24 protein-coding genes are annotated in these 21,983 nt (G+C 63.3%); 14 read left to right on the forward strand and 10 right to left on the reverse strand.

The features are described 5' to 3' along the window. Positions 1-88 precede the first annotated feature (88 nt). Both NKG99_RS02525 and NKG99_RS02530 read left to right on the forward strand, forming a co-directional pair. The gene (locus tag NKG99_RS02525) at positions 89-1,252 is read left to right on the forward strand and encodes an extensin-like domain-containing protein (RefSeq protein WP_352863813.1); all 1,164 of its coding nucleotides are present in this window, start codon (positions 89-91) and stop codon (positions 1,250-1,252) included. A gap of 199 nt (positions 1,253-1,451) precedes the next feature. Next, positions 1,452-2,258 (forward strand): extensin-like domain-containing protein, encoded by an 807-nt coding sequence (locus NKG99_RS02530; protein ID WP_352863815.1) that lies wholly within the window; start codon positions 1,452-1,454, stop codon positions 2,256-2,258. A 5-nt stretch (positions 2,259-2,263) separates the two neighbouring features. Here NKG99_RS02530 and NKG99_RS02535 read toward each other — a convergent pair whose 3' ends face one another. Beyond that, positions 2,264-2,983, reverse strand: a complete 720-nt coding sequence (locus NKG99_RS02535; RefSeq protein WP_352863817.1) for a gamma-glutamylcyclotransferase — start codon at positions 2,981-2,983, stop codon at positions 2,264-2,266. Positions 2,984-3,094: 111 nt separating this feature from the next. On the opposite strand from NKG99_RS02535, the gene NKG99_RS02540 reads away from it, so the two are divergent. From NKG99_RS02540 to NKG99_RS02550, 3 genes are all read left to right on the forward strand, one after another. Then, positions 3,095-3,796, forward strand: a complete 702-nt coding sequence (locus NKG99_RS02540; protein ID WP_352863972.1) for an LssY C-terminal domain-containing protein — start codon at positions 3,095-3,097, stop codon at positions 3,794-3,796. Positions 3,797-3,863: 67 nt separating this feature from the next. Further along, positions 3,864-4,268 (forward strand): hypothetical protein, encoded by a 405-nt coding sequence (locus NKG99_RS02545; RefSeq protein WP_352863819.1) that lies wholly within the window; start codon positions 3,864-3,866, stop codon positions 4,266-4,268. 76 nt (positions 4,269-4,344) lie between these two features. Then, positions 4,345-5,655 (forward strand): hemolysin family protein, encoded by a 1,311-nt coding sequence (locus tag NKG99_RS02550; protein WP_352863820.1) that lies wholly within the window; start codon positions 4,345-4,347, stop codon positions 5,653-5,655. 27 nt (positions 5,656-5,682) lie between these two features. Here the strand turns inward: NKG99_RS02550 and NKG99_RS02555 are convergent, their stop codons facing one another. Continuing rightward, entirely contained in the window at positions 5,683-5,940 is a 258-nt protein-coding gene (locus NKG99_RS02555) for a DUF1127 domain-containing protein (protein WP_352863822.1), read from the reverse strand. 247 nt (positions 5,941-6,187) lie between these two features. Between NKG99_RS02555 and NKG99_RS02560 the strand changes: the two genes are divergently transcribed. Then, positions 6,188-7,705, forward strand: coding sequence for a winged helix-turn-helix domain-containing tetratricopeptide repeat protein (locus NKG99_RS02560; protein WP_352863823.1), 1,518 nt, complete (start codon positions 6,188-6,190; stop codon positions 7,703-7,705). Between the two features lie 49 nt (positions 7,706-7,754). On the opposite strand, the gene NKG99_RS02565 is transcribed toward NKG99_RS02560, so the two are convergent. Both NKG99_RS02565 and NKG99_RS02570 read right to left on the reverse strand, forming a co-directional pair. After that, on the reverse strand, positions 7,755-8,681 hold the full coding sequence (locus NKG99_RS02565) for a DMT family transporter (protein ID WP_352863825.1): 927 nt from the start codon (positions 8,679-8,681) through the stop codon (positions 7,755-7,757). Between the two features lie 162 nt (positions 8,682-8,843). Further along, positions 8,844-9,824, reverse strand: coding sequence for a quinone oxidoreductase family protein (locus NKG99_RS02570; RefSeq protein ID WP_352863827.1), 981 nt, complete (start codon positions 9,822-9,824; stop codon positions 8,844-8,846). 97 nt (positions 9,825-9,921) lie between these two features. On the opposite strand from NKG99_RS02570, the gene NKG99_RS02575 reads away from it, so the two are divergent. After that, the gene (locus tag NKG99_RS02575) at positions 9,922-10,335 is read left to right on the forward strand and encodes a winged helix-turn-helix transcriptional regulator (RefSeq protein WP_352863829.1); all 414 of its coding nucleotides are present in this window, start codon (positions 9,922-9,924) and stop codon (positions 10,333-10,335) included. A 55-nt stretch (positions 10,336-10,390) separates the two neighbouring features. On the opposite strand, the gene NKG99_RS02580 is transcribed toward NKG99_RS02575, so the two are convergent. Beyond that, a complete protein-coding gene (locus NKG99_RS02580; RefSeq protein WP_352627661.1) occupies positions 10,391-10,996 on the reverse strand; it encodes an NADPH-dependent FMN reductase in 606 nt (201 codons plus the stop codon). A 90-nt stretch (positions 10,997-11,086) separates the two neighbouring features. On the opposite strand from NKG99_RS02580, the gene NKG99_RS02585 reads away from it, so the two are divergent. After that, a complete protein-coding gene (locus NKG99_RS02585) occupies positions 11,087-11,455 on the forward strand; it encodes a winged helix-turn-helix transcriptional regulator (RefSeq protein WP_352863831.1) in 369 nt (122 codons plus the stop codon). A 149-nt stretch (positions 11,456-11,604) separates the two neighbouring features. Here the strand turns inward: NKG99_RS02585 and NKG99_RS02590 are convergent, their stop codons facing one another. The 3 genes from NKG99_RS02590 to NKG99_RS02600 all read right to left on the reverse strand — a co-directional run bounded on the left by NKG99_RS02590 (position 11,605) and on the right by NKG99_RS02600 (position 13,369). Continuing rightward, on the reverse strand, positions 11,605-11,808 hold the full coding sequence (locus NKG99_RS02590; protein ID WP_352863833.1) for a hypothetical protein: 204 nt from the start codon (positions 11,806-11,808) through the stop codon (positions 11,605-11,607). Between the two features lie 127 nt (positions 11,809-11,935). Beyond that, the gene (locus tag NKG99_RS02595; protein WP_024504171.1) at positions 11,936-12,331 is read right to left on the reverse strand and encodes an acyl-CoA thioesterase; all 396 of its coding nucleotides are present in this window, start codon (positions 12,329-12,331) and stop codon (positions 11,936-11,938) included. A 96-nt stretch (positions 12,332-12,427) separates the two neighbouring features. Next, positions 12,428-13,369, reverse strand: coding sequence for a phosphoribosylaminoimidazolesuccinocarboxamide synthase (locus NKG99_RS02600; RefSeq protein WP_352863835.1), 942 nt, complete (start codon positions 13,367-13,369; stop codon positions 12,428-12,430). A gap of 217 nt (positions 13,370-13,586) precedes the next feature. On the opposite strand from NKG99_RS02600, the gene NKG99_RS02605 reads away from it, so the two are divergent. Genes NKG99_RS02605 through NKG99_RS02615 form a run of 3 tightly spaced genes read left to right on the forward strand, consistent with a single transcriptional unit; the run spans position 13,587 to position 17,325 of the window. Next, positions 13,587-15,203 (forward strand): GMC family oxidoreductase, encoded by a 1,617-nt coding sequence (locus tag NKG99_RS02605; RefSeq protein ID WP_352863837.1) that lies wholly within the window; start codon positions 13,587-13,589, stop codon positions 15,201-15,203. After that, the gene (locus tag NKG99_RS02610; protein ID WP_352863839.1) at positions 15,200-16,411 is read left to right on the forward strand and encodes a mandelate racemase/muconate lactonizing enzyme family protein; all 1,212 of its coding nucleotides are present in this window, start codon (positions 15,200-15,202) and stop codon (positions 16,409-16,411) included. Before NKG99_RS02605 ends, NKG99_RS02610 begins: the two co-directional genes overlap by 4 nt. After that, positions 16,408-17,325 carry an NAD(P)-dependent oxidoreductase gene (locus NKG99_RS02615; protein ID WP_352863841.1) on the forward strand — a complete coding sequence of 306 codons (918 nt, stop codon included), beginning with the start codon at positions 16,408-16,410 and terminating at the stop codon, positions 17,323-17,325. The genes NKG99_RS02610 and NKG99_RS02615 overlap by 4 nt, the downstream gene beginning before the upstream one ends. 79 nt (positions 17,326-17,404) lie before the next feature. Here NKG99_RS02615 and NKG99_RS02620 read toward each other — a convergent pair whose 3' ends face one another. Beyond that, positions 17,405-18,343, reverse strand: a complete 939-nt coding sequence (locus NKG99_RS02620) for a diacylglycerol/lipid kinase family protein (protein ID WP_352863843.1) — start codon at positions 18,341-18,343, stop codon at positions 17,405-17,407. Between the two features lie 710 nt (positions 18,344-19,053). Here NKG99_RS02620 and NKG99_RS02625 point away from each other — a divergent pair. From NKG99_RS02625 to NKG99_RS02635, 3 genes are all read left to right on the forward strand, one after another. Beyond that, positions 19,054-19,488, forward strand: coding sequence for a DUF4383 domain-containing protein (locus tag NKG99_RS02625; RefSeq protein WP_352863845.1), 435 nt, complete (start codon positions 19,054-19,056; stop codon positions 19,486-19,488). Between the two features lie 6 nt (positions 19,489-19,494). Then, complete coding sequence (locus NKG99_RS02630) at positions 19,495-20,625, forward strand: hypothetical protein (RefSeq protein WP_352863847.1); 1,131 nt, start codon at positions 19,495-19,497, stop codon at positions 20,623-20,625. Between the two features lie 192 nt (positions 20,626-20,817). Then, entirely contained in the window at positions 20,818-21,339 is a 522-nt protein-coding gene (locus NKG99_RS02635; protein ID WP_352863849.1) for a hypothetical protein, read from the forward strand. A 9-nt stretch (positions 21,340-21,348) separates the two neighbouring features. On the opposite strand, the gene NKG99_RS02640 is transcribed toward NKG99_RS02635, so the two are convergent. Continuing rightward, positions 21,349-21,972: a hypothetical protein gene (locus NKG99_RS02640; RefSeq protein WP_352863851.1), complete on the reverse strand. Its 624-nt coding sequence runs from the start codon at positions 21,970-21,972 to the stop codon at positions 21,349-21,351. Positions 21,973-21,983: the final 11 nt, after the last annotated feature.

The raw sequence follows: 21,983 nt of genomic DNA on the forward strand, positions 1-21,983 counted from the left end.
TTCGTGATGCGGCGCAGGCAACCTCCTTGCGTCGGCGCCGTTGACGGCCATGCGGTCGCTTGTCTTTTCCCGAACATGCAGGATTGCGTTGGTCATGGCCGTCACGGCCTTGCTGGTGGTGCCGGCCGACGCTCGACATCGCCATCGGCATCACAAGCCGCTGACGCCGCGGGCGGAGCAGCCGCTGACACCGCGGGTCGATCAGCCCCTGAAACCGCGAGGCGGACAGCGCCTGAAATCGCGGGGTAAACGGCAGCTCGCACCGAACCGGACACGGCAGAAAACGCAGGAACCGCTTCCCTCGCCTGCCGATGCTCCGATGCCCGGGCCTGGTATTCCGGTGCCAGGGCCCGGTATTCCGGTGCCCGAGCCGCGCCCGGCGGATGCTCCGAAGACCGATGCCGCGGCGCCGGAAGGGCAAAAGACGGAAGGTCCGAAGACCACCGGACCCGATCGGTTCAATGAAGAAAAATCCCGTCAGAAAAAGCAGGCACGCCCCGAGCCGTCCGCCCCAGAACCGTCAGCCAATACGGAAAGCGAGCCGGAGCCGCCAGCCGTTGCGCCGACGCCGACACCAAAACCTGACGTCGAAGAAGAGCCCGTGGTTGAGCCTCCGGTGGTCGCCCCGCAGCCGCCGCAAAAGCCCGCCGATGCAGACGAGAGGATGCTCGCCGATCCGCGCTCGGCTGACCGGCCCCAAGGAAAGATGCCCGCCGAGGAAGTCGCCTGCCGCGAGCGGCTGAAGACGCTCGGCGTCGAATTCGAGGAGCACAAGGCGGAAAGCAACCCCGAAATCGGCTGTTCGATCCCCTACCCGATCGTGCTGAAGACACTTGAAAATTCAGTCGCCATCGGCCCCGGCACCGAGCTCAATTGCAAGATGGCCGAGGCGACGGCGCGTTTTGCCGCCGATGTCATCCAGCCGGCGGCGAAAGCTGAGTTCGGCGCCGACCTGAAATCGATCGACCAGGCGTCGGCCTTTATCTGCCGGCCACGCAATGGCACACGAAAGCTGTCGGAACATGCCTTCGGCAACGCGCTCGATATCGCCAGCTTCACGCTGTCGGATGGCAAGAAGATCGAGGTCGGTCCGGCGCCGCCCGAGAAGGACGCCAAATTCCTCAACGCCGTGCGCAAGGCGGCCTGCGGGCCGTTCAAGACCGTGCTTGGCCCGGGCGCCGATGCCGATCATTCCATGCACTTCCATCTCGATCTCGAGCCTAGACAGCATGGCGGAACGTTCTGTCAGTGAGCATGGTTAGCCGGACCACGTGCCCCAATTCGGCCGCAGGCATGAACGCGGGCGCTGAGTTTTCCTTTACCCTTGATCGTTAAAATGCCGGATATCTGAACCATGATCCCGAAAAGTGGGAACCGGTTTTCGGAAAAGATCGTGGTCAGGCAAAGGTAGAACCTGATCGGGATCAGGTTCGGGAATAGGGATTCCGCCGATGGCCGGGACATTTCGCGCCGTGTTCTTCGCCGTCGCGCGCCAATCGAAACATGCAGCGATGGCAGCCGCCGGCCTTGCCCTCGTCGCGATTTCGGGCTGCAACACCGGCAGCGTGCTGTCACTTGAACCGGCTGTCGACGTCGGCTCCCACACCTCAGCCGTGCCGCAATATGCCGGCATGCAGAAGCTTGTTCCCTCCAACCCCTACATGACGCAGGCCGCTTATCCGCGCATGGACGAGCCGATGTCGCCGGTCGAGCAGATGCCGGCCAGCGAAACCGACTGCCGCCAGCAATTGAAGCGCCTTGATGTTGCCTTCACCGACCTGGCGCCGATCCATGAAGGCCAGTGCGGCATCGACTATCCGGTCAAGGTTTCGGCCATCGGCAACATCCAGATGAAGCCCGCCGCGACGCTGACCTGCGACATGGCCGCCACCTTCGCCGGCTGGACCAGGAACGAACTCGTTCCCTCCGCCCGCTGGCGCTATTTCTCCGGCGTCAAGACCATCCACCAGGGCTCCAGCTATTCCTGCCGCAACATCGCGGGCGAAGGCGTTTTGTCGGAACATGGCAAAGGCAACGCGCTCGACGTCATGAGCATCGAGCTCAACAATGGCGACGACATCGACGTGCGCAAGCCCGGCCTGTTCGCCTTCCGCACCCGCGGCTTCCTCAACAATGTGCGCGCCGACGGCTGCCAGTACTTCACCACCGTGCTCGGCCCCGGCTACAATTACGATCACCGCAACCATTTCCATTTCGACATCAAGAACCGCAAAAGCGGTTATCGCGCCTGCCGCTAGGAAAATCAGACAGGGTGGGCGCTACCGGTGGAAGCGATGATTTGTTGCGCCACCAGATCCTGGATGCGCCACAGATTCCTGTCGCGAATACCGCTTTCCTCCAGTTTGCTGACGGTCCGGAACAGATACTGCGCCGATGAGCCCCAATGTCCGGCGGCCCGCGCCAGCGTGTCCGCAACCTGCTCTGGCGGCAACCGTCCGGCATAGGCCCTGCCGTTTGGCGCGGCGACGAAGGCCACGGCACGCAGCGGACCATCCTTGGTCCTGACCTTGATCCAGCACGGCACGTTGGTTGGCGGGTTCGCATCAATCTCGCGGCGCATCAACAGGCCAAGTTGCCCGAAATGATCTTCGGCCGGCAGTCGGTAAACGATGCCGTTGCAACTGCCACCACGGTCGAGGGCCAGCATCAGGGCCGGCAGATCGCGGGTGCCGCGCCAGCGCGTCAGCTTCAGACAGAATGAGCGGTGCCACCCTGGCGCCGTGGCCGGGCGCTGTTCGACATGGACGAATTCGGGATTCCAGATCAGCGAGCCATAGGCAAAGACCCACAGCGTTTCGGGCCGGTGGTAGGAAAGCAGCCGTTCGACAAGGCCGTCGAACTCAGCCTCGGTATGCTCGCTGGTTCCGGGCTCGGGGCCGGGGTCTGGTTCGACACGGTCGACTCGCGCGACGAGATCGGCAGTCAACGCCATCGAAGTGCGGCCTGGCGGTTTTCGCTTCATTCCTGCCCCCAATGCAAAAACGATGGCCGACGATAGACCAGCTGCATGCAGCTGGCCATTGATTTTCAAGGTCTGTCAGGCGACAGCTACGCACAGATCGAAGCGGCATTCATGAGCCAGCGAAGTTTTCGGCGAAGCATTGCAATCTGGCTGGCAGCCTTGTTTGCCGCCTATCTGGCGCTCGCCTATTTCGCCGCGCCGGAATTCTGGACGTTCCGGGACCGCGGCTTTCGCACCCAGCACTTCGAGATGGTGACACACACGCCGCAGGGCATTCCGGGCGACCCCATCAATGTCGGCTTGGTCGGCACGCAGAAGGAGGTGGTCCATGCCTTCGCCGTCGCCGGCTGGGACACCGCCGACGCCGTGACCTTGAAGACCGCGATCGAGATCGGCGAAAGCGTGTTGTTCGACCACCCCTACCCCGATGCGCCGGTCAGCCGGCTGCTGTTCGATGGCCGCGCCCAGGATCTCGCCTTCGAAAAGCCGGTCGGGGCCCCCGCCCCCCGGCGGGATGATGGGCGGGTATGGGAGACCCCTTGTGGCGGCGGTGGCGGGCGGCCGCGGTGGGGGGGTTCGGCCAGCTTCGATCGCGGCGTGGGACTGAGCCACGACACCGGCGCCGTCACCCACCATATCGGCCCCGACATCGACGCCGAGCGCGATTTCCTCATGCGCGACCTAGCCACCGCCGGTGTGTTGATCTCGACCGGCGACATATCGGGCGTCGGCGCCACCAGCACCGGGCGCAATGGCGGCGGCGATCCCTATTTCACGGATGGCGAGGCGATCGTCGGCATACTCAAACAGTAGATCGCACGGCCCTGCAAGCTGAGACAGCCAAGCGGTTCAAAAAGGGCGGTTTCAAAGGAAGATTCCGATGTTCGACGCGGAAAGTGTGGTGAATAGCTACTGCAAGGCCTGGTTCGACCCGGAGCCTGAAGAGCGTCGCCGGCTGTTGTTCGCCTCATTCGAACCGGAAGGCACATACATCGATCCGACGGTACATATCTCCGGAGCCGAGGCGCTGCTCCATCACATCGATCAGGTCGTGAAAGCCCGCCCGGGCTTCTGGCTCGAACGGACGACCTTGGTCGATGTCCATCATGACTTCCTGCGTTTTGGCTGGGTGCGGAGAGGCGAAAACGGATTTCGAGGCGCCGACAGCATGGACATGTGCCGCGTTTCCAAGCAGGGAAAGCTGTCGCTGGTCGTGGCTCTTTTGGGCCCTTCAGACCAATGCCAAATCCCTGACGGTTCCCTCACCGCCGCGGATGCCGTCTGACCCTAAATACCGGACATTTGTCAAAAAACACGCCGGACTATTTTCGAAGACCGCGCGGCAATGCTATTGACCGCTGATGCTATACGTCGAAATCGCTATCGTGGTCGTCCTCATCTGCGTGAACGGCCTTTTGTCGATGTCCGAACTTGCCATCGTCTCATCGCGCCCGGCCCGGCTGAAAGCGATGATCGACCGCGGCATCAATGGCGCCGGCCGCGCCCTTGAGCTTGGTTCGAATCCGGGCAAGTTCCTGTCCTCGGTGCAGATCGGCATCACCCTGGTCGGCGTGTTGTCGGGCGCCTTTTCCGGCGCCACGCTCGGCGAACGGCTGGCGCGGTTCCTGGCCTCCGCCGGCATCCGTGAGACCGTTGCCGATCCGCTCGGCGTCGGCATCGTCGTTGCCGTCATCACCTATTTCTCGCTGATCGTCGGCGAACTGGTGCCCAAGCAGATCGCGTTGCGTGACCCTGAACGGGTCGCCGCCAAGGCCGCTCCGGCGATGACCATCCTTGCAACCGTCTCGGCGCCGCTGGTCTTTCTGCTCGACTTTTCCGGCCGCGTCATCCTGTGGCTGCTCGGCCAGCGCGGCGAAAGCGAGGAGAAGGTCACCGACGAGGAGATCAAGATGCTGGTCGCCGAGGCCGAGCATCACGGCACCATCGAATCCGACGAGCGGCGCATGATCGCCGGCGTCATGCGGCTTGGCGACCGCGCCGTGCGCGCGGTGATGACGCCGCGCACCGAAGTCGACTGGATCAATCTGCAATCCGACGAGGCGGCCATCCGCAAGCTTTTGATGGAAACCCAGCATTCGCGACTGCCGGCCGGCGACGGCGGCGTCGATGTCATGGTCGGCGTCGTCCAGACGCGCGACGTGCTGGCGGCATTGCTTGCCGGCCTCGTGCTCGACCCGCGCAGGCATGTGCAAGCCGCACCCATAGTCTACGACCAGGCCGACGCGCTGGATGTGCTGCAGAAGCTCAAGGAATCCGACGTGCCGATGGCACTGGTGCATGACGAATACGGCCATTTCGAAGGCATCGTCACCCCGGCCGACATCCTCGAAGCCATCACCGGCGTGTTCCGGGCGGATACCGACGCCGGCGACGAGGAAAACGCCGTCAAGCGCGAGGACGGCTCATGGCTGCTCGCCGGCTACATGCAGGCCGACGAGATGGCCGACATTCTCGGCATCGACCTGCCGGAAAACCGCGACTACGAGACTGTCGCCGGCTATGTGCTGTCGCATATGCACCATCTGCCGGCGACCGGCGAATGCGTCGACGCGCAGGGCTGGCGCTTCGAGGTGGTCGATCTCGACGGCCGCCGCATCGACAAGCTGATCGCCACCCGCCTGCCCGGTGCTCACCGCCATGCGGTGCGCTGACTGTCGACGCGATGTGCAGCATTCGCTCTATCGTTGCCAGAAGGGCTTGGCGATCTCAGCTTCGACCTCACATCTCGTCAGACCGATATCGTCGATCAGATAAGGGTTGTCCTTCGACATTTGCCTGAGTTGCCAGCGAAAGCGTATCCGCTCGCGCCAGGTCCGATCGCGCAAGGTCGCGACAATGCTTCGCAGGGTCATCAGGAGCCGACGCGACGCCGGCGCCACGAGCGTTCCCGGCCGCGCTGCACAATTCGGGGCCGATGCAAGGGTATTGGTGGTCATGGCAACCTCCTATGGTTTGAGGCCCGGAGGGCTCTCGAAAGAGGTTGAATTCTGCGCGATACGAACCGCGCCGTAATTAAGCCCTCCCAAATAGTTCTCAAAACTTCCAAACCGGCCAGAACAGTTCACCGGTTCACGGAACCGGCAAACTGCTCTAACTCTTTGTTTTGACGCAATTCCCAAGGGAAGGCACTATGCGCTTTTCCCGGGAAAACCGTTTCACGCTTTTCCTGGAATTGCTCTATAGATGCGCCCTATGCAGGGATCGCGTTTTGCCTTTGGTCCGTTCGTGCTTGATCCGGGTGCGGGAACGCTACTTCGGAACGATGTCCCCGTTGCCGTTGGCTATCGCGGGCTCAACCTGCTTGCGGCGCTCGTCGGACGGCCCGGCGAAATCCTGGGGAAGGCTGAGTTGATGGACGCGGCATGGCCGGGCACGGCCGTCGAGGAAGGCAACCTCACCGTCCAGATCGCGCAACTGCGCAAGCTGCTTGGTCCGGCAGCCGACGGCGGTGAATGGATATCCACGGTTCCGCGCGTCGGCTACCGCTTCACGGGCGCCGTCGAACAGCTCGGCAGCGCAAAGCGAAAATCTTTGCCCCTGCCCGACAAACCGTCGATAGCCGTGCTGCCCTTCGTCAATTTCAGCAATGATCCCGAACAGGACTCCTTCGCCGATGGGTTGACCGAAGACCTGATCACCGACCTGTCCAGGATCTCCGGCCTGTTCGTCATCGCTCGCAACTCGACCTTTGCCTACAAAGGAAAGGCGATGGACGTGCGCGAGATCGCCGGGGATCTTGGCGTGCGCTACCTGCTGGAGGGCAGCGCAAGACGCGCCGCGGATCGCGTGCGCATCAACGCCCAGCTGGTCGACGCGGTGAGCGGTGAACATCTATGGGCGGAACGCTTCGATCGCGGCCTGGAGGATATCTTCGCCGTTCAGGACGAGGTCACGGCCAAGATCGTCGAGGCGTTGCTTGGCCGGCTGCGCGCACCGCTGCCGCGCAACCGGCCCCGAAATCTGGAGGCCTACGACCTCTGCGTGCGGGCGCGCAAGCTGATCGATGATTCGCCACAGACGGCGCGGGAAGCGCACCTCATGCTCACGCGCGCGGTATCGCTCGATCCGGAATATGCCGAGGCCTATCGCTGGCTTGCCATGAACCACTGGATGGGATGGGTGCATTGGGGCGAACCCATCGAGCCAAACCGTAGCGTTGCCTTGGAGCTGGCGCGTAAGGCCGTGGCGATCGATCCCAACGATGCCGGCTGCCACTGGGTCCTTGCCAACCTGCTCGCCTATGAACGCCGCTTCGCAGAGGCGGATGCAGAATTCGCCAAGGCGTTCGAGCTCGACCCGAACGAGGCAGACGCCTGGGCGACATTGTCCGACATCGCGGTCCTGGCCGGGCGGGTCGAAGAGGGCCTGGAGCACATTCGCAAGGCGTTCCGGCTGAACCCGTTTCCCGCAAGCTGGTACTATCTGACGCTCGGCGCGGCGCAATACGCGGCGCGCGAATACGAAGCCGCTGTCGAGACACTGCGCAGGGACGAGACCTATCGCACAAGCTCACGCCGTTTCCTGGCGGCAAGTCTTGCGCAACTGGGCCGGCTCGAGGAGGCGCGCGCGGAGGTCGAAATGTTCCTCATCAGCAACCCGCATTTCACAACCCGCCACTGGGTCATGACGGAGCCGTTTCGCGACGCCGCCATGCAGGAACATTTCGTCGATGGCTTCCGCAAGGCCGGTCTTCCTGAGTGACGCGCAGGCGTGACCCAATAGGGTTCCCTGGCGGGGACGACTTGCGTCCTCAAACCGCCGCTTCGATTGGTTCGGCAAGCTTCGGATTTGCCCGCGCGGCGATCAGGCAGCCGGCGACGATCAGGCATGCTCCGGTCAGCGTGGTCCAGGTTGCCTCCTCGCCGAAGAAGAACCAGCCCAGTGCGACCGCCCAGATGAAGGCCGAGTATTCGACAGGGATCAGATATTGCGCTTCGGCGCGGGCGTAGGCCCAGCTCATCAGGAATTGGCCGGCAAGCGACAGCACAGTCACCCCGGCCAGCGGCAGCCAAAGGTTGGTCGGCAGGGCGACGGCGAGCCACGGTGCCGCGAGGCCAAGGATGATTGCAACGCAAAGGTTCTGGAACAACATGATCTCGATGGGCTTGGCCAACTGCGCCTGTTGTCGGGTGAGGATGAGATTGTAGCCGTAGAACACCGTCGATACGAGCACCGCCGCCGTGCCAAGCATGGCATCCTGCGAATAGCTTGCCTGCCCGAACTGGCCGGCCATGATGATCGCGACGCCGGCGATGCCGGCCAGCGATGCCCAGACGGCCTGCCGCCGGATTCGCTCGCCCAGCAACAGCGCGGCGAGGAAGAGCGCGAATAGAGGCGCGACGAAGCTGAGCCCGATCGCTTCCGCCAGCGGCAGCCTGGCGAGCCCCCAAAAGAAGGATATCAAAACGATGCCGACAATTGCCGCACGCAGCGCATGCAGCCTTAGCACCGGAAGGGTTGGCTTCGAGCGCGGCCCTGCCGACCAGGCAGCACCCGCGACCACGGTCGCGACCATGCTGCGCCACAGCACCGTGTTATAGACGCCGACCGCAATAACCAGGGTCTTCATCGCCGCATCCATTCCGGACAGCAGGAAGATCCCGAGCGCGCAGACGAGCACCGGGATCATCGGGGAAACGGCGCCGGTCAGGCTGGATGTCTTCACGGCTACACTCATGTGACGGATTGCAGCCGGATATCGCAGTGCAAGGAGCGGGACCAGATGGCAGGACCGCGCATATGGAGGTCCAATCCCGATTGGCGTCATGTCCGCCGCGGCGGCGCAGGCAACCAGCAAGGCCGAAAGGCTCTTCTGGTGCAAGGCGGAGACACCACGACACTAAGGCACCAGCACGACCTTGCCTGTCGAACGGCGCTCGTCCAGCAGCCGGTGCGCTTCACCGGCCCGGTCGAGCGGGAAGCGGCCGCCGATCACAACCTGAAGCCGGCCGCTTGCAGCCAGTTGGAACAGCTCGGAAAGGCTGGCTTTCAGCACGTCGGGAGACAGCAGCGGCAGCAGCGCGAAACCTCTCAGCGACTGGTTGCGGCCGATCATCGCCTCCAGATCGGAAGCCGCGAGGCCATAGCGGCCGAGTGCCGCGAACACCAGTTCGCCGCCAGGCGCCAGAGCCTGCAGTGACGCAGCCGTCAGCGCGCCGCCGACGGTGTCGTAGATGATGTCGGCACCCTTGCCGTCCGTGACGTCGCGGACGCGGGCGGGCCAATCCAGATTGTTGTAATCGACCGCGGCATCGGCTCCCCGGGAAAGGGAAAGATCGAGCTTGGCCCTGCCGCCGGCGGTCGCGATCACCCGACGTGCGCCTTTCCACTTCGCAAGCTGGATCAGCAACGATCCCACACCACCCGACGCGGCCGGCACCAGCACCGCCTTGCCGTCCGGCGGGCTTTGCCGAAGCAGATGAAAGGCCGTCAGCCCCTGCACCATCAACGCCGTCGCATCCTCGAACGAAAGACTATCCGGCAATTGGACGACAAGGTCGGCATCGATCGTCACCTGCTCCGCATAGCCGCCGTAAGGGCGTTGCGACATGAACAGCGGCGCGGCCATGCGGCTCCCCAGCAGCTGTGCATCCACCCCTTGTCCGACGGCCTCGACGACGCCCGCCGCCTCGACACCGAGGATCATGGGAAGTTGCGGCGTCACCGCGTAGCGGTCCGCCCGCATCAGCACTTCGAAAAAATTGATCCCGGCGGCGTGGACGCGGACCAGTACCTCGCCGGCCTGCGGTACCGGCGTCGGTAGATCGATCACCTCCAGCACCTCGGGACCGCCGAAGCGGTTCGGTTGAATGGCTCTCATGGCAAACTCCGATCGCACTGGCATCGGCCGTGGTTTGCCACTATCTGCGGCGCTTCGACTACACACTCATTTGTCCCCTGCTGACCAGGAGGTGACCATGCCCAATCCCAAGAAAATGCCCATCAAGAGACTGCCGATGCTGCCGGCGGAGCGGGCGCTGAAAGTGATCGCGGGGCGCTGGAAGGCGGTTATCCTCTACCATCTGTTCGACGGCCCCCGGCGGCTGTCCGCGCTGAAGGCGATAATGCCCGGCATCACCCAGAAGGTGCTGATCCAGCAGCTGCGTGAAATGGAAGAGCACGGCCTCGTCAGCCGCGAGATCTTTGCCGAAGTGCCATCGCGCGTCGAATATTCGGCAACGCGCCTTGGCCTCAGCCTCGAGCCGATCCTGCTGGCACTCTGCCAATGGGGCCAGCATCATGCCGACGAGCTCAACGAGATGGATCGCCTCGCCGACTGCATCATCCGACCAAGGCAGGCGCAACACGACGCCACGGCTTCCCTCAATTGAAAAGGGCGGCGCAAGCGCCGCCCCGGATCCTTGGGAGGATAATTCGAACCGGCGGTCAGGCCGCCTTGACTTCCTCGGCGACGGCGTCGGCCTGACGCGCTGCCTTGAGCACCTTGGCCCACCACGCAACGTCGTTGACCAGCGCGGTCGCGGCCTGGTTCAGATGCTCGAGATCTTCCAGCTTCTTCTCGCCCTGGCGAACGGCGAGGAAATCGCCCCAGGCGATATGGACGGCCGATTTGACCGGCGCCATCTGCAGTTCGACCGCATGAAGGCGGAGCTGTTCGACGGCGCGGGAGCCGCCGACGCTGCCATAGCCGACGAAGCCGGCCGGCTTCTTGTTCCACTCATTGGCGGCGTAATCGATGGCGTTCTTCAGCACGGCCGTCGGACCATGATTGTATTCGGCGGCGGTGAAGATGAAGCCATCGAATTCGGCGACCTTCTTCTGCCAGCGTTGTGCCACTTCATTCGTCGACGGCACCCAGGCGGAGGATGCGACCTCGTCGAAGAAAGGCAGCGGGAAGTCGCGCAGATCGACGACTTCGACGTTGATGTCGGCATGTGACTTGGCGATCTTGGCGATCCATTCGGTCGGCACATCGGCGAAACGCGCGGCGCGTGTCGAACCGATGACAATGGCGATCTTGGGTTTGGACATGAAGGGCTCTCCTTGCAGGAAGTACTGGTATCGTTTGGATACCGGCGCTATATGAGATACTGTCAACTCGAGACGCAAGGAGGCACCTTTTTGTTACTGAGGCACCCGCACCGCACCGAGGATTGTCGCGCCATCTCGGAAATCCTGCAGCGCGTCGGCGACAAATGGACCGTTCTGGTCGTCGGCAAGCTGGGCGACGGACCGCTGCGCTTCAACGAATTGCGCGCAGCCGTCGGCGGCATTTCACAGAAGATGCTGACCACCACCTTGCGCGGGCTGGAGCGCGACGGCTTCGTCACCCGCACCGTGTTTCCGACCATTCCGCCGCGTGTCGATTATGAGCTGACCGAGCTTGGTCACGAGCTGCTGATCCCGGTCAGCGCGCTTGGCGAATGGGCGCGCAAGAACACCACGCGCGTCAGAGCGGCACGCGAAAAATTCGATAGTATGCATGCCTGAAACCGTTGCAGGGCAAGGGGTGCCGCCCGCACGTGACTTGGCTTGATCTGATCTGAGATTCTAGCTCGGCCGCGCGGATCGTTGCCCGATTGCGCGTGCTGTGTTGGCTGCCGGAATGCCTTCGTGATCCGTCCGCTGACGGCTGCCGCTCAGGCTCCCGATGTGCCGTTATCGCATCGAACCGCGGCACAGATATCACACCGCGCGGTCCGCTCGCCGAGGGCCTGGTGATCATGCGTGCAGGAGATGCGCGAGATGTCTTCCTTCACCTCCGCATAGGCGGTCACGCCGAGCAGGCAGGTCGTCACGACCAGCGCTGCCAGAAGCCAGCCGTTCAGCATATGTTGACGCATTGTCTCCCCTCCAACGCCGGCACAATCGGGCATGGAGGCAACCATTGGAAGTCGCGAAACGCGCCTCCCGCACGGGCGCTGTTACAAACGGCCGAGCGTGGGGCCATGCATGGGAGAACGGCGCCCGTCAGCCTTCGGCCGGAACCGCCTTCGGCTTGCCCTCGCCGTCCAGCGCCACCATGACGAAATCGGCGTGGGTGACCTTTTCCATCAGGTCCGAGAGGTAGCGCTGCGCCCAGGCTTCGACCTTGAGCGTCATCGAGGTGCGGCCGACGCGTTCGACATGGGTGTAGATGCAGAGCGTGTCGCCGATCTTCATTGCCTTGGCGAACGACATCTCTTTCACCGCAGCCGTCACCACGCGGCCCTTGGCGCGTTCAGCGGCGCGGATGCCGCAGGCCAGATCCATCTGCGCCATCACCCAGCCGCCAAAAATGTCGCCGGCGGCATTGGCATCCGAAGGCATGGCCAGCGTGCGAAGCGTCAGATCGCCGAGCGGCCGTCCTTCAGCGTAGTGCACCATGGGGGAAATCCTTCGAGAGCGGTTGCCCTCGATCCCGTAACGTCATGGCGCCGACAGGTCAACGCAGACTGCCCCCGGCGAAGGCTCACTTGGCCGCTAAAAGTAGCGCTCGAGGTTCGAGCGAATGCGATCGAGCACGGTATCCCCGGAAAGGTCGGGAGAAAATTCCTTGCCCGTGATCGCCTCATAGGCCTGCGCATAGACCCGCGAGGCCTGTTCGACGATCTCGTCGGGTATTTTTGGGATCGGATCGCTGTAGGGATCGCACCGCGCCGAGACCCACGAGCGGATGAAATCCTTGTCGAAGCTCTCCGGCCGGCTGCCGCTGGCGAGCGCCTGTTCGTAACTCGCCGCGATCCAGTACCGGCTGCTGTCCGGCGTGTGGATTTCGTCGGCGAGAATGATGGTGCCGTTCTTGTCGGTGCCGAACTCGTATTTCGTATCGGCAAGGATGAGGCCGCGTTCGGCGGCGCGCTGCTGGCCGCGGGCGAACAGCCGCAAGGCATAGCCCGATACGGTATCCCACTGCGCCTGCGTGAGCAGGCCCTGTTCAAGGATCTCGGCTTTGGACAGAGGCTCGTCATGACCACCGTGGGAAGCCTTGCTGGTCGGCGTGATTATCGGCTCCGCCAGTTTTTCATTGTCGCGCAGGCCGTCCGGCAGGCGCATCCCATACATCTCCCGGTCGCCACGCTTGTAACGGGTCAGGATCGAAGTGCTGGTGGTTCCCGCCAGATAGCCGCGCACGACGATCTCGACCGGCAGGATATCGAGCCTTGTGCCGACGACGACGTTCGGGTCGGGGTATTCGAGAACATGGTTTGGGCAGATATCGGCGGTTTCCTCGAACCAGTACCGTGCCGTCTGGGTGAGGATCTCTCCCTTGAAAGGGATCGAAGTCAGGATGGTGTCGAAGGCGCTGAGGCGATCGGTTGCGATGATGATGCGCCTGCCATCCGCCAGATCGTAGTTTTCGCGGACCTTGCCGCTATAATGGCCCGGCAGTTCGGGAATGAACGCGTCAGGAAGGGTCCGCATGTGATTTCCTGCCTTCCGCAAATTGGTCGATGCCATCGCATAGGCCGTCGAGCCGGTGCATATCAAGCGCGATTGTCGGGAATCCCTGCAAACCCGGCCAGTTCGACGGTCGCTTTTTTCACAACTGATGCCGGAAGGCACAGCGACTTGGGAACGCCATGGCGTCTAGGCTGCGCCAGATTTCCGGCGCCGCCCGAACCAATCATGCAGACCCATCATGCAGACCTATGATTTCATCATCGTCGGCTCCGGCTCGGCCGGCTCGGTCCTGGCCGACAAGCTCTCGGCCTCGGGACGCTTTTCGGTGCTGGTGCTGGAGGCCGGCGGCACCGATCGCCGCTTCTACGTGCAGATGCCGCTCGGCTACGGCAAGACCTTCTTCGATCCTGATGTCAACTGGAACTACAAGGCCGAGCCGGACCCGGGCCTTGCCGGCAATGCCGACCACTGGCCGCGCGGCAAACTGCTCGGCGGCTCGAGTTCGATCAACGCCATGGTCTGGATCAGGGGCGCGCGCGAGGATTTCGACGCCTGGCGCGCCGCCGGCAATCCCGGCTGGGGCTATGACGACCTGTTGCCCGCCTTCAAGGCGCTCGAGGACAACCAGGCCGGCGCCGACGCATGGCGCGGTGTCGGCGGCCCGCTGCACATCACCGACTGTGCCGATGCCGTCCACCCGCTGACCAAGCGCTATCTCGCTGCCGGCCAGCAGGCTGGCCTGCCGCTCAACCCGGATTTCAACGGTGCCGTCCAGGAAGGCGTCGGCGTCTACCAGATCTCGACCCGCAACGGCCGCCGCATGTCGGCGGCGCGCGCTTTCCTGCGCCCGGCGATGAAGCGCAAGAACGTCCGCGTCGAGATGAATGCACTCGTGACAAAAGTCCTGTTCGAGGGCAAGCGCGCCGTTGGCGTCGAATATCTGCAGAACGGCGAGACGAAGATGGCGCGTGCCGGCCGCGAGGTCATATTGTCGGGCGGTTCGGTCAACTCGCCGCAATTGCTGCAGCTGTCCGGCGTCGGCCCGTCCGCTCTGCTTGGGGGGCTGGGCATTCCCATCGTCCATGCCAACGAAAATGTCGGCGCGCATCTGCAGGACCATGTCGGCATCAACTACACCTTCAAGGGCCGGCTGCCGACGCTCAACCAGATCCTGCGTCCGTGGTGGGGCAAGCTGCTGGTCGGCATGCAATACATCCTGACGCGTTCGGGCCCGCTGTCGCTGTCGATGAACAATGCCGGCGGCTTCTTCCGCACCGACCCGGCGGCGACCCGCCCCAACATGCAGCTCTATTTCCAGGCCTTCTCGACCGTCATTCCCAAAAGCGGCGAGCGCCCGATCCTGACGCCGGATCCATGGCCGGGTTTTTCCATCGGCCTGTCCAATTGCCGTCCGTCGAGCCGTGGCGAGATCATGATCCGCTCGGCCAACCCGCGCGATTACCCCAAAATCGTCGCCAATGCCTATTCGACCGAGGCCGACGTCGCCGAGATGCTCGACGCGGTGAAGTTCGTGCGCAAGATCGCCTCGATGCCCGCGATGGCCGAGATCATCGAGGAAGAGGTCCTGCCCGGTCCGTCGATCACCTCCGACGCCGATCTGATCCAGGATTTCAGGAAGCGCTCGGGGACCGTCTATCACCCGGTGTCGACTTGCCGCATGGGACCGGACCCCTCGCGCGCCGTCGTCGATCCGCGCCTCAAGGTGCACGGCATCGAAGGCTTGCGCGTCATCGATGCCTCGATCTTTCCCGACAACATTACCGGTAACACCAACGCCGCCTCGATCATGACCGGTTGGAAGGGCGCCGAACTGGTTCTGGAGGACCAAGAATGAAGATCACCGACGTCAAGACCTGGGTTGTCGGCAATCCGCCGCCCGGCATCGGCGGCAAATATTTCATCTTCGTCAAGCTCACGACAGACGGCGGCGTCGTCGGCTATGGCGAAGCCTACAACGCCACCTTTTCCGCCCATGTCACGGCGAAAATGGTCGAGGACATGGCCGAGCGCTATCTCGTCGGCCGCGATCCGCACGACATCGAGAATTTTTTTCGCCGCGCCTATTCCTCCGGCTTCACCCAGCGCCCCGACGTGTCCGGCATGGGCTGCTTCTCGGCGCTGGAAATGGCTTGCTGGGACATCATCGGCAAGGAGGCCAACAAGCCGGTCTACAAATTGCTCGGCGGCCAGGTGCACGAAACGCTGCGCTCCTACACCTATCTCTACCCGCACAGCGGCAGCGTCCATTCCGAGGACGCGCACGGCAGGAACGTCTACAACGATCCCGATCTCGCCGCCGCTTGCGCGCTCGAATATGTCGAGCAGGGTTTCAACGCGGTCAAGCTTGATCCAGCCGGCCCTTACACCGCCTTCGACGGTCACCAGCCGCGCCTTGTCGACATCGACCTGTCCACCCGCATGGTCAAGGCGATCCGCGAGGCTGTCGGCACCCGTGCCGACATCCTGTTCGGCACGCACGGCCAGTTCACCGCGTCCGGCGCGCTGCGCATGGCGCGCGCCATCGAGCCCTACGATCCGCTGTGGTTCGAAGAGCCGGTGCCGCCTGATATGCCCGAAGTGATGGCGCAAGTGGCCCGCGCGACCTCGATCCCGATTGCCACCGGCGAGCGGCTGACGACCAAGTTCGAATTCGCCCGCGTCATCGAGAACCGCGCCGCGACCATCCTGCAGCCGGACCTCGGCCGCTCCGGCGGTATTCTCGAAACCAAGAAGATCGCCGCCATGGCGGAGGCCTATCACATCCAGATCGCGCCGCATTGCTATTGCGGGCCGATCGTCGGCGCCGCCAACATCCAGCTGGCGGTGACGCTGCCAAACTTCCTCATCCTGGAATCCCTGAAACAGTGGGATGGATTTCACGCCACGCTGCTGAAGAAGAAGATCGAGTGGCAGGACGGCAACGTCATCCCCTCGAAGGAGCCGGGCCTCGGCGTCGAGCTCAACGAAGCGGTCTGCGACGCCCATCCCTACACCGGCAAGGAGCTGCATCTGCAGATGATGCAGACGCCGTTGATGCCGTGAGCGAAAGCTACGCCTTCATCGGACTGGGCCATCTCGGCGGCAACCTTGCCGCCAGCCTGATCCGCAACGGCTTTGCCGTCACTGTCTTCGACCGTGATCCCGCCGCTGTCGAGCGCCTCGTTGCGCTCGGCGCCTCCGCTGCGAACAGTCCCGCCGAGGCCGCAGCGATGGCCGGCAACGCCATCTCTTGCCTGCCGTCGCCCAAGGTCAGCGAAGCGGTGCTGGCTGGCCCCGGCGGCTTGCTCGAAGGGTTGCCCCAGGGCGGCACCTGGATCGAGATGTCGACCAATGGCCGCGACGAGATTCTTCGCCTCGCCGCCCTCGCCTCGGCCAAGGGCGTCGAGACGTTGGAATGCCCGGTCACTGGCGGCGTGCATCTGGCGGCGGCCGGAAAGATCACCGCGCTGGTCGGCGGCGATGCGGCGCTCTACGAGCGTCATCGCCCGGCGATCGAAGCGATGTGCGCGAAGTCCTTCCTGATGGGACCAATCGGCTCGGCGGCGGTGATCAAGGTCATCACCAACATGCTCGCCTTCGTCCACCTTGTCGCCGCCGGCGAAGCGCTGATGCTGGCCAAACGGAGCGGTCTCGACCTCGCCCAATCCTATCACGCCATCGTGGCCTCCTCCGGCAACAGCTTCGTCCACGAGACCGAAAGCCAGCTTATTCTCAACGGCTCCTACGACATCGGCTTCACAATGGACCTGGCGCTGAAGGACCTTGGCTTCGCACTCGCCATGGGCGAACAATCAGGCGTGCCGCTCGACCTGGCATCGCGCGTCAACGCGATTTTCGAGCAAGGCAAGGCTGCCTATGGCGGCAGCGCCTGGTCGACCCAGATCGTCAAATTGCTCGAAGATGCCGTCGGCACCGACCTGCGCGCGCCCGGCTTTCCGGCCAAACTCGAAATCTGACGCCGGCTAGATATCAAGCAATATCAGATGGTTGTATCCATCGGCGGATCCATCTGAATCAGTCTGTTAACGGCTTGATTCAGTATCTGAGCGTCAGCGCGCCGGGAAGGATCTCGAAGGTCGCGGGTATGCGTCCGGGCGACTCGCCGTCTATGTCGACCAGCGCGCCGTTCTTCTCCACATCGCCGAGCGGTTCGACCACCACTTTCCTGCCGCGCAGGATGGTGATTGCTGGATGATTGCGGTGCCGGCCGCCATAGAGCAGGCGGATGTCCCAGATCAGCTTCATCTTGCCGGCGGCGCGCAGGATGACGATGTCGAACTGCCCGTCGGTCAGTTCAGCATCCGGCGCGATCATCATGCCGCCGCCGAAGAATTTTCCATTGGCCACCGCCACCAGCGCCATGCGCGCCTCGACCGGGGCGCCGTCATCGACAGTGATCCTGACATCCTGGAAGCGGTAGCGGATGAACTCGACAACGGTGCGCCACAGGAACAGCGCCTTGGCCGGCATCCTGCCCTTGCGCTTGTCGGCATTGACGGCACGGTCAGTGGCGCCGGACAGGCCCAGGCTGGCGATGTTGATGAAGTGGCGACTGGCCAGCGCGCCATGGTCGTCGATGTAGCAGATGCGCCCGGCATCGACCTTGCGCGCCTTGGCCTCGGCGATTCGCCTCAGCGCCGCGTCCACCTCCTTCGGCAGGCCGAGGCCGCGCGCGAAATCGATGCCGGCGCCGCACGGCAACAGACCGAGTTCGGTCGTCCTGCCGCCCTCCTGGATCGCCTGCAGCAGCCCGTCGGCCACTTCGCTGGCGGTGCCGTCACCGCCCGCCGCGATCACCAGATTGAAGCCTTCAGCCGCAAGATCGAGCGCCAGCCTTTCTGCATCACCTTCGGCCTGCGTTTCGCGCAGTTCGAATTCGCCGAAATGCTTTTTCAGCGATGCGGCGACATCAGGCCAATGCCGTTTCAGCCGGCCGCCGCCGGCAATCGGATTGAGAATCACCCCGACTTTCAAGCGCACCCTCCCGCAAGGACATCGAAGCGCCTCGAATCCTTGCCGGCATTGAAGCCCGCACCGGTCGGCAGGGCAAGGCCGAATGTCTACCGATGCCGCCCACCATACGACGGATCGGAAAATCGCATTCTCGTTAGTTGGTCCCCGATAATCCCGCTATCCACAGGCCCTCGGCCATTTCGCAAAGCCCTTTCCCAGCGTAAGTTAAACCCATCTCAGGCGGCTACCGATCACCCAGCCGAAAGGCGAAGTGAAAGGCGGATTTCCTGAGGCCCGTACGGACCGAAGCGAGAGCAGGCTTGCCTGTTTCGAGGGACGGAGCCGAGACCTACGGGGCCGCGGAAAGCGTGCCAACGCCGACGGCGGACCGATGCTGCCATGAAGGACGGCAAAAACCTTCGATGGCGCGCAGGGCAAAGCCCGCAAGGGTGGAGACCGGTGTGGTCCCGAACGGACGCTGCTTTCGGGTGGCGGACTGGCAGGACCGTCAAAATCAAGGCCGGCAAGGCGCGACGACTTTACGGAAGTTGCTGCCGCGACCGTGTCCTGATCTGACAGGGAGGCGCTGGGAGAAATCCCGGCGCCGACTGTCTTTTCTCCCCTTTGCCGGCGATCTTGCGAGCGCCGCTTCACCGCGCGTTAAAATCGGTTAGTATCGGCGCGTCGTCAGAGTCTGTTTGCGAAACGGGCTCGTAGAAGGGGGATACTTCATGACGTTGATCCAGAAGCTTGCCGTTGCCTATGCCTTCCTGTTCTTCGGCGTCGTCGCTATCGGCTACATACCGCCGTTCAACGATGCCGAAGGCAATCTGTTCGGCCTATTCTCGCTGCAATGGTATGACGACCTGCTGCACGCCTTCTCCGGCGTCTGGGCGCTGGCCGCGGCCTTCATCTCGCACCGCCAGGCGGTTTTCTATTTCAAGCTGTTCGGCTCGGTCTACCTGTTCGACGGCGTGCTCGGGCTGATCACCGGTTCCGGCTGCCTCGATGCCGGCATCTTCATCAACGGCTTCCGCTCCCTCAACGATATCGAATTCCCGGCCCGCTTCTTCGCCAACCTGCCGCACATCGTCATTGGCGGCTTCGCCGTCTATGTCGGCTTCTGGCTGGCGAAGCGCGTACACGATCACTTCGCCACGGCCTGATCGGCCATGTTCCTGTTTCGCTGGCTGAAGCGCATCATCAAGACGATCCTCTGGCTGATCGTCATCGTCATCCTCATTCCGATCGTCGGGCTGAGCTACGGCTTCCTGACGACGTCGTCTCTCGACAAGACGCCGCTGCCCGGCATTGCCGACGGCGCTCCGCCCAAGGCGCTGGCCGACAAGGTCCGCGCCGAGATCCCCGGCTACCAGCGGCCGGAGGAATCGACCTTCCTCACCTATCCGGAATGGTCGATCGTCTACGCCGCGCGCGAATATGCCGGCTTCGTCGACAAGGACCAGCCGAGCGGCTTCCCCTACTGGTCCTATGTCGGACGCTTCTGGCAGGATTACGCCATGGTGATCCGCGCCAGCTCTCCCTACAAGTTCAACTACGCCAACCAGCAGATGCTGGTCATCATCGGCACCAGCCACTCGATCGAGCATATGCTGCAGTGGGCCTACGAGAACACTGTCGGCCGTATCACCGAGGCGACAGCCGGCAAGCGAACCGCCGTCGACATCTATCAGGCCAAGGTGGCGGCCGACTATGCCGCCTTCCTCGACCAGGTGCCGTGGTACGAGTTCCCCTATGCCGACAAGCGCGCCGGCCTGTTTGCGGTGCAGCCGGCGCCGAGCGACAGTTCCATTCGCACCAGCGAACGCAAGCTGGCATTCGGCCTCGCCGACACCATCAAGCAAGGCTACGCCGACCTGATCAAAAAGGCCCTCGCCGCCACGACCAACCCCGCCTTCCTCGACATCCATGTCTGGGCCAAGGGGCCGGTCGGTGAAGCCACGCGCGACGAGCCAGACACCTTGCTCGAACGCGACCTAGGCGCCGATGGCACCATCTTCGTCACCAAGCGCTATCAGGTGTTCACCGAAATGATTCCGCGCCTGATCGACAAGGGCGTGTCGTTCGTCGAGATCGGCGGCAACGACGAGATCATGGTCACCATGCTCTCCACCGACTCGATGGCCATCCCCGAAGGTATGCGCATCCTGTTCAGCTATCCTCTGCCGGCCGATCCGGCAACGCGCCGCACCGGCATGGTCGTCGCCGTGCGCAAGCTGCATCTCGTGCTGCCGGCGCTGATCAAGTCGGGCGCCCGGCTTGAACATGTCTATGACTACTGAGGCCTTTCGGCCACGCCCGGCCAGGATTATGCGTTTCGAGCGCTCCGCCACGCCCATTCCACAATCGCGGCCAAATCCCGCCTTGTTCGCGCGCGATGGAGTGTTGCATGTCGCCCAAAAGTGGAATCCGGTTTTGGGATCACGACATCAACCTGAATGGGTTGCCGGGGGGCATCTCGAAGGGACGAGACCGTGATCAAGACCGCCCTTGTCGCCATGACCATTGTCGGCTGCGACTGCGATGCCAAGCTGTGCGAATATATCGGTGAGACGCCGGCCAAGTGGTCGACCGTCGCCGAGTGCGAGGCCGCGATGAAAAGCCAGATGCTGCACGAGCGCAATTTCAACTATCCGCTCGTCTCCGGCATCTGCCGCACGAAGGGCTCGTCGTCCTCCTCGCAGCTGGCCGCGACCGCGTCGCGCCCGGAATTGAAGCCAGCCAGCCGGATTGTCAGAACCGAAAGTCCATTGCCGCCTGAATTGAGCCACCGGCCGAGCGTCCCGGTCGGTTCGCCGACGACGGCCATGGAAGCCGACGCCGCCCGGCCCGTCGCCTATGAACAGGTGGTCGACGGCGGAACCGGCGTGCTCTATCGCACGAAAAACGGCTACGCCGTGGTCAAGACCGACCTTGGCCGCGCCGCTTCCGCGACCGCCGACGCAGCGAAACGCTCCGTAAGCTGGCTGGCCGGACTGGTGCCGAAGGGGCTGTAGTCCCTACAGCTACAACTTCACCTTCAGGCTCTGCCAGAATTTGTCGATCAGCGGCTTTTCGGTAGCCACGTCCTCGCCGGCAATGCGGGTGATGAACAGCAGCCCCCGATCGGCAACGCCGAAGCCGACGATCTCGAAATCAGCCGTGTCGGTGCGTGTCTTCACGACAGCCTTTATGCCGGTCAATTCCTTGCCGTCGGCGAGCTTGCGCGTCGTCGGCTCCTGCGTAAGCGTGGCACCGGCCTGCACCGATTCCTTGGTCATCTCCTGCAGCATCAGCTGGTTCAGCGACACCGGATTCATCTTGCCGTATTCCTGCACGACAACGATCGTGCCCAGCGCCGACGCCATCAGATACTGCGTGATGTTCTCGCCAAGGTCGGTCTTGGTCACCGAAATATCGCTCGGATGGACGAAGGAGAAATCGCCGCCGGAAAAGGTGGCGAAGTCGTTGCGCTCGAGCGTCACCTTGCTCTTTCTGCCGCCGGGCAGCGTCATGCTTGTGCTCTCGCCGGGATCGATATCGACGGTCACGCCGTCGATCGTCAGCTTGAAGGCCTTGAGATCCTCGGCTGCCGAAGGTCCGGCGCACAGCGCAATGAGGGTGAGTGCCGCCGCCGATACCATGCGCATGGCTGTTCTCC

It is taken from the genome of Mesorhizobium sp. M1409 (genome assembly GCF_040317535.1).
Taxonomy (GTDB): domain Bacteria; phylum Pseudomonadota; class Alphaproteobacteria; order Rhizobiales; family Rhizobiaceae; genus Mesorhizobium.

Bases quoted from the DNA above. Each gene is read 5' to 3' on its own strand.
- NKG99_RS02605 (WP_352863837.1), top strand. From the start codon at position 13,587: ATGCAGACCTATGATTTCATCATCGTCGGCTCCGGCTCGGCCGGCTCG.
- NKG99_RS02555 (WP_352863822.1), bottom strand. From the start codon at position 5,940: ATGACCACCAATACCCTTGCATCGGCCCCGAATTGTGCAGCGCGGCCG.
- NKG99_RS02565 (WP_352863825.1), bottom strand. From the start codon at position 8,681: ATGAGTGTAGCCGTGAAGACATCCAGCCTGACCGGCGCCGTTTCCCCG.
- NKG99_RS02545 (WP_352863819.1), top strand. From the start codon at position 3,864: ATGTTCGACGCGGAAAGTGTGGTGAATAGCTACTGCAAGGCCTGGTTC.
- NKG99_RS02540 (WP_352863972.1), top strand. From the start codon at position 3,095: ATGAGCCAGCGAAGTTTTCGGCGAAGCATTGCAATCTGGCTGGCAGCC.
- NKG99_RS02575 (WP_352863829.1), top strand. From the start codon at position 9,922: ATGCCCAATCCCAAGAAAATGCCCATCAAGAGACTGCCGATGCTGCCG.
- NKG99_RS02535 (WP_352863817.1), bottom strand. From the start codon at position 2,983: ATGAAGCGAAAACCGCCAGGCCGCACTTCGATGGCGTTGACTGCCGAT.
- NKG99_RS02595 (WP_024504171.1), bottom strand. From the start codon at position 12,331: ATGGTGCACTACGCTGAAGGACGGCCGCTCGGCGATCTGACGCTTCGC.
- NKG99_RS02590 (WP_352863833.1), bottom strand. From the start codon at position 11,808: ATGCGTCAACATATGCTGAACGGCTGGCTTCTGGCAGCGCTGGTCGTG.
- NKG99_RS02570 (WP_352863827.1), bottom strand. From the start codon at position 9,824: ATGAGAGCCATTCAACCGAACCGCTTCGGCGGTCCCGAGGTGCTGGAG.
- NKG99_RS02610 (WP_352863839.1), top strand. From the start codon at position 15,200: ATGAAGATCACCGACGTCAAGACCTGGGTTGTCGGCAATCCGCCGCCC.
- NKG99_RS02560 (WP_352863823.1), top strand. From the start codon at position 6,188: ATGCGCCCTATGCAGGGATCGCGTTTTGCCTTTGGTCCGTTCGTGCTT.
- NKG99_RS02625 (WP_352863845.1), top strand. From the start codon at position 19,054: ATGACGTTGATCCAGAAGCTTGCCGTTGCCTATGCCTTCCTGTTCTTC.
- NKG99_RS02600 (WP_352863835.1), bottom strand. From the start codon at position 13,369: ATGCGGACCCTTCCTGACGCGTTCATTCCCGAACTGCCGGGCCATTAT.
- NKG99_RS02530 (WP_352863815.1), top strand. From the start codon at position 1,452: ATGGCCGGGACATTTCGCGCCGTGTTCTTCGCCGTCGCGCGCCAATCG.
- NKG99_RS02550 (WP_352863820.1), top strand. From the start codon at position 4,345: ATGCTATACGTCGAAATCGCTATCGTGGTCGTCCTCATCTGCGTGAAC.
- NKG99_RS02630 (WP_352863847.1), top strand. From the start codon at position 19,495: ATGTTCCTGTTTCGCTGGCTGAAGCGCATCATCAAGACGATCCTCTGG.
- NKG99_RS02640 (WP_352863851.1), bottom strand. From the start codon at position 21,972: ATGCGCATGGTATCGGCGGCGGCACTCACCCTCATTGCGCTGTGCGCC.
- NKG99_RS02580 (WP_352627661.1), bottom strand. From the start codon at position 10,996: ATGTCCAAACCCAAGATCGCCATTGTCATCGGTTCGACACGCGCCGCG.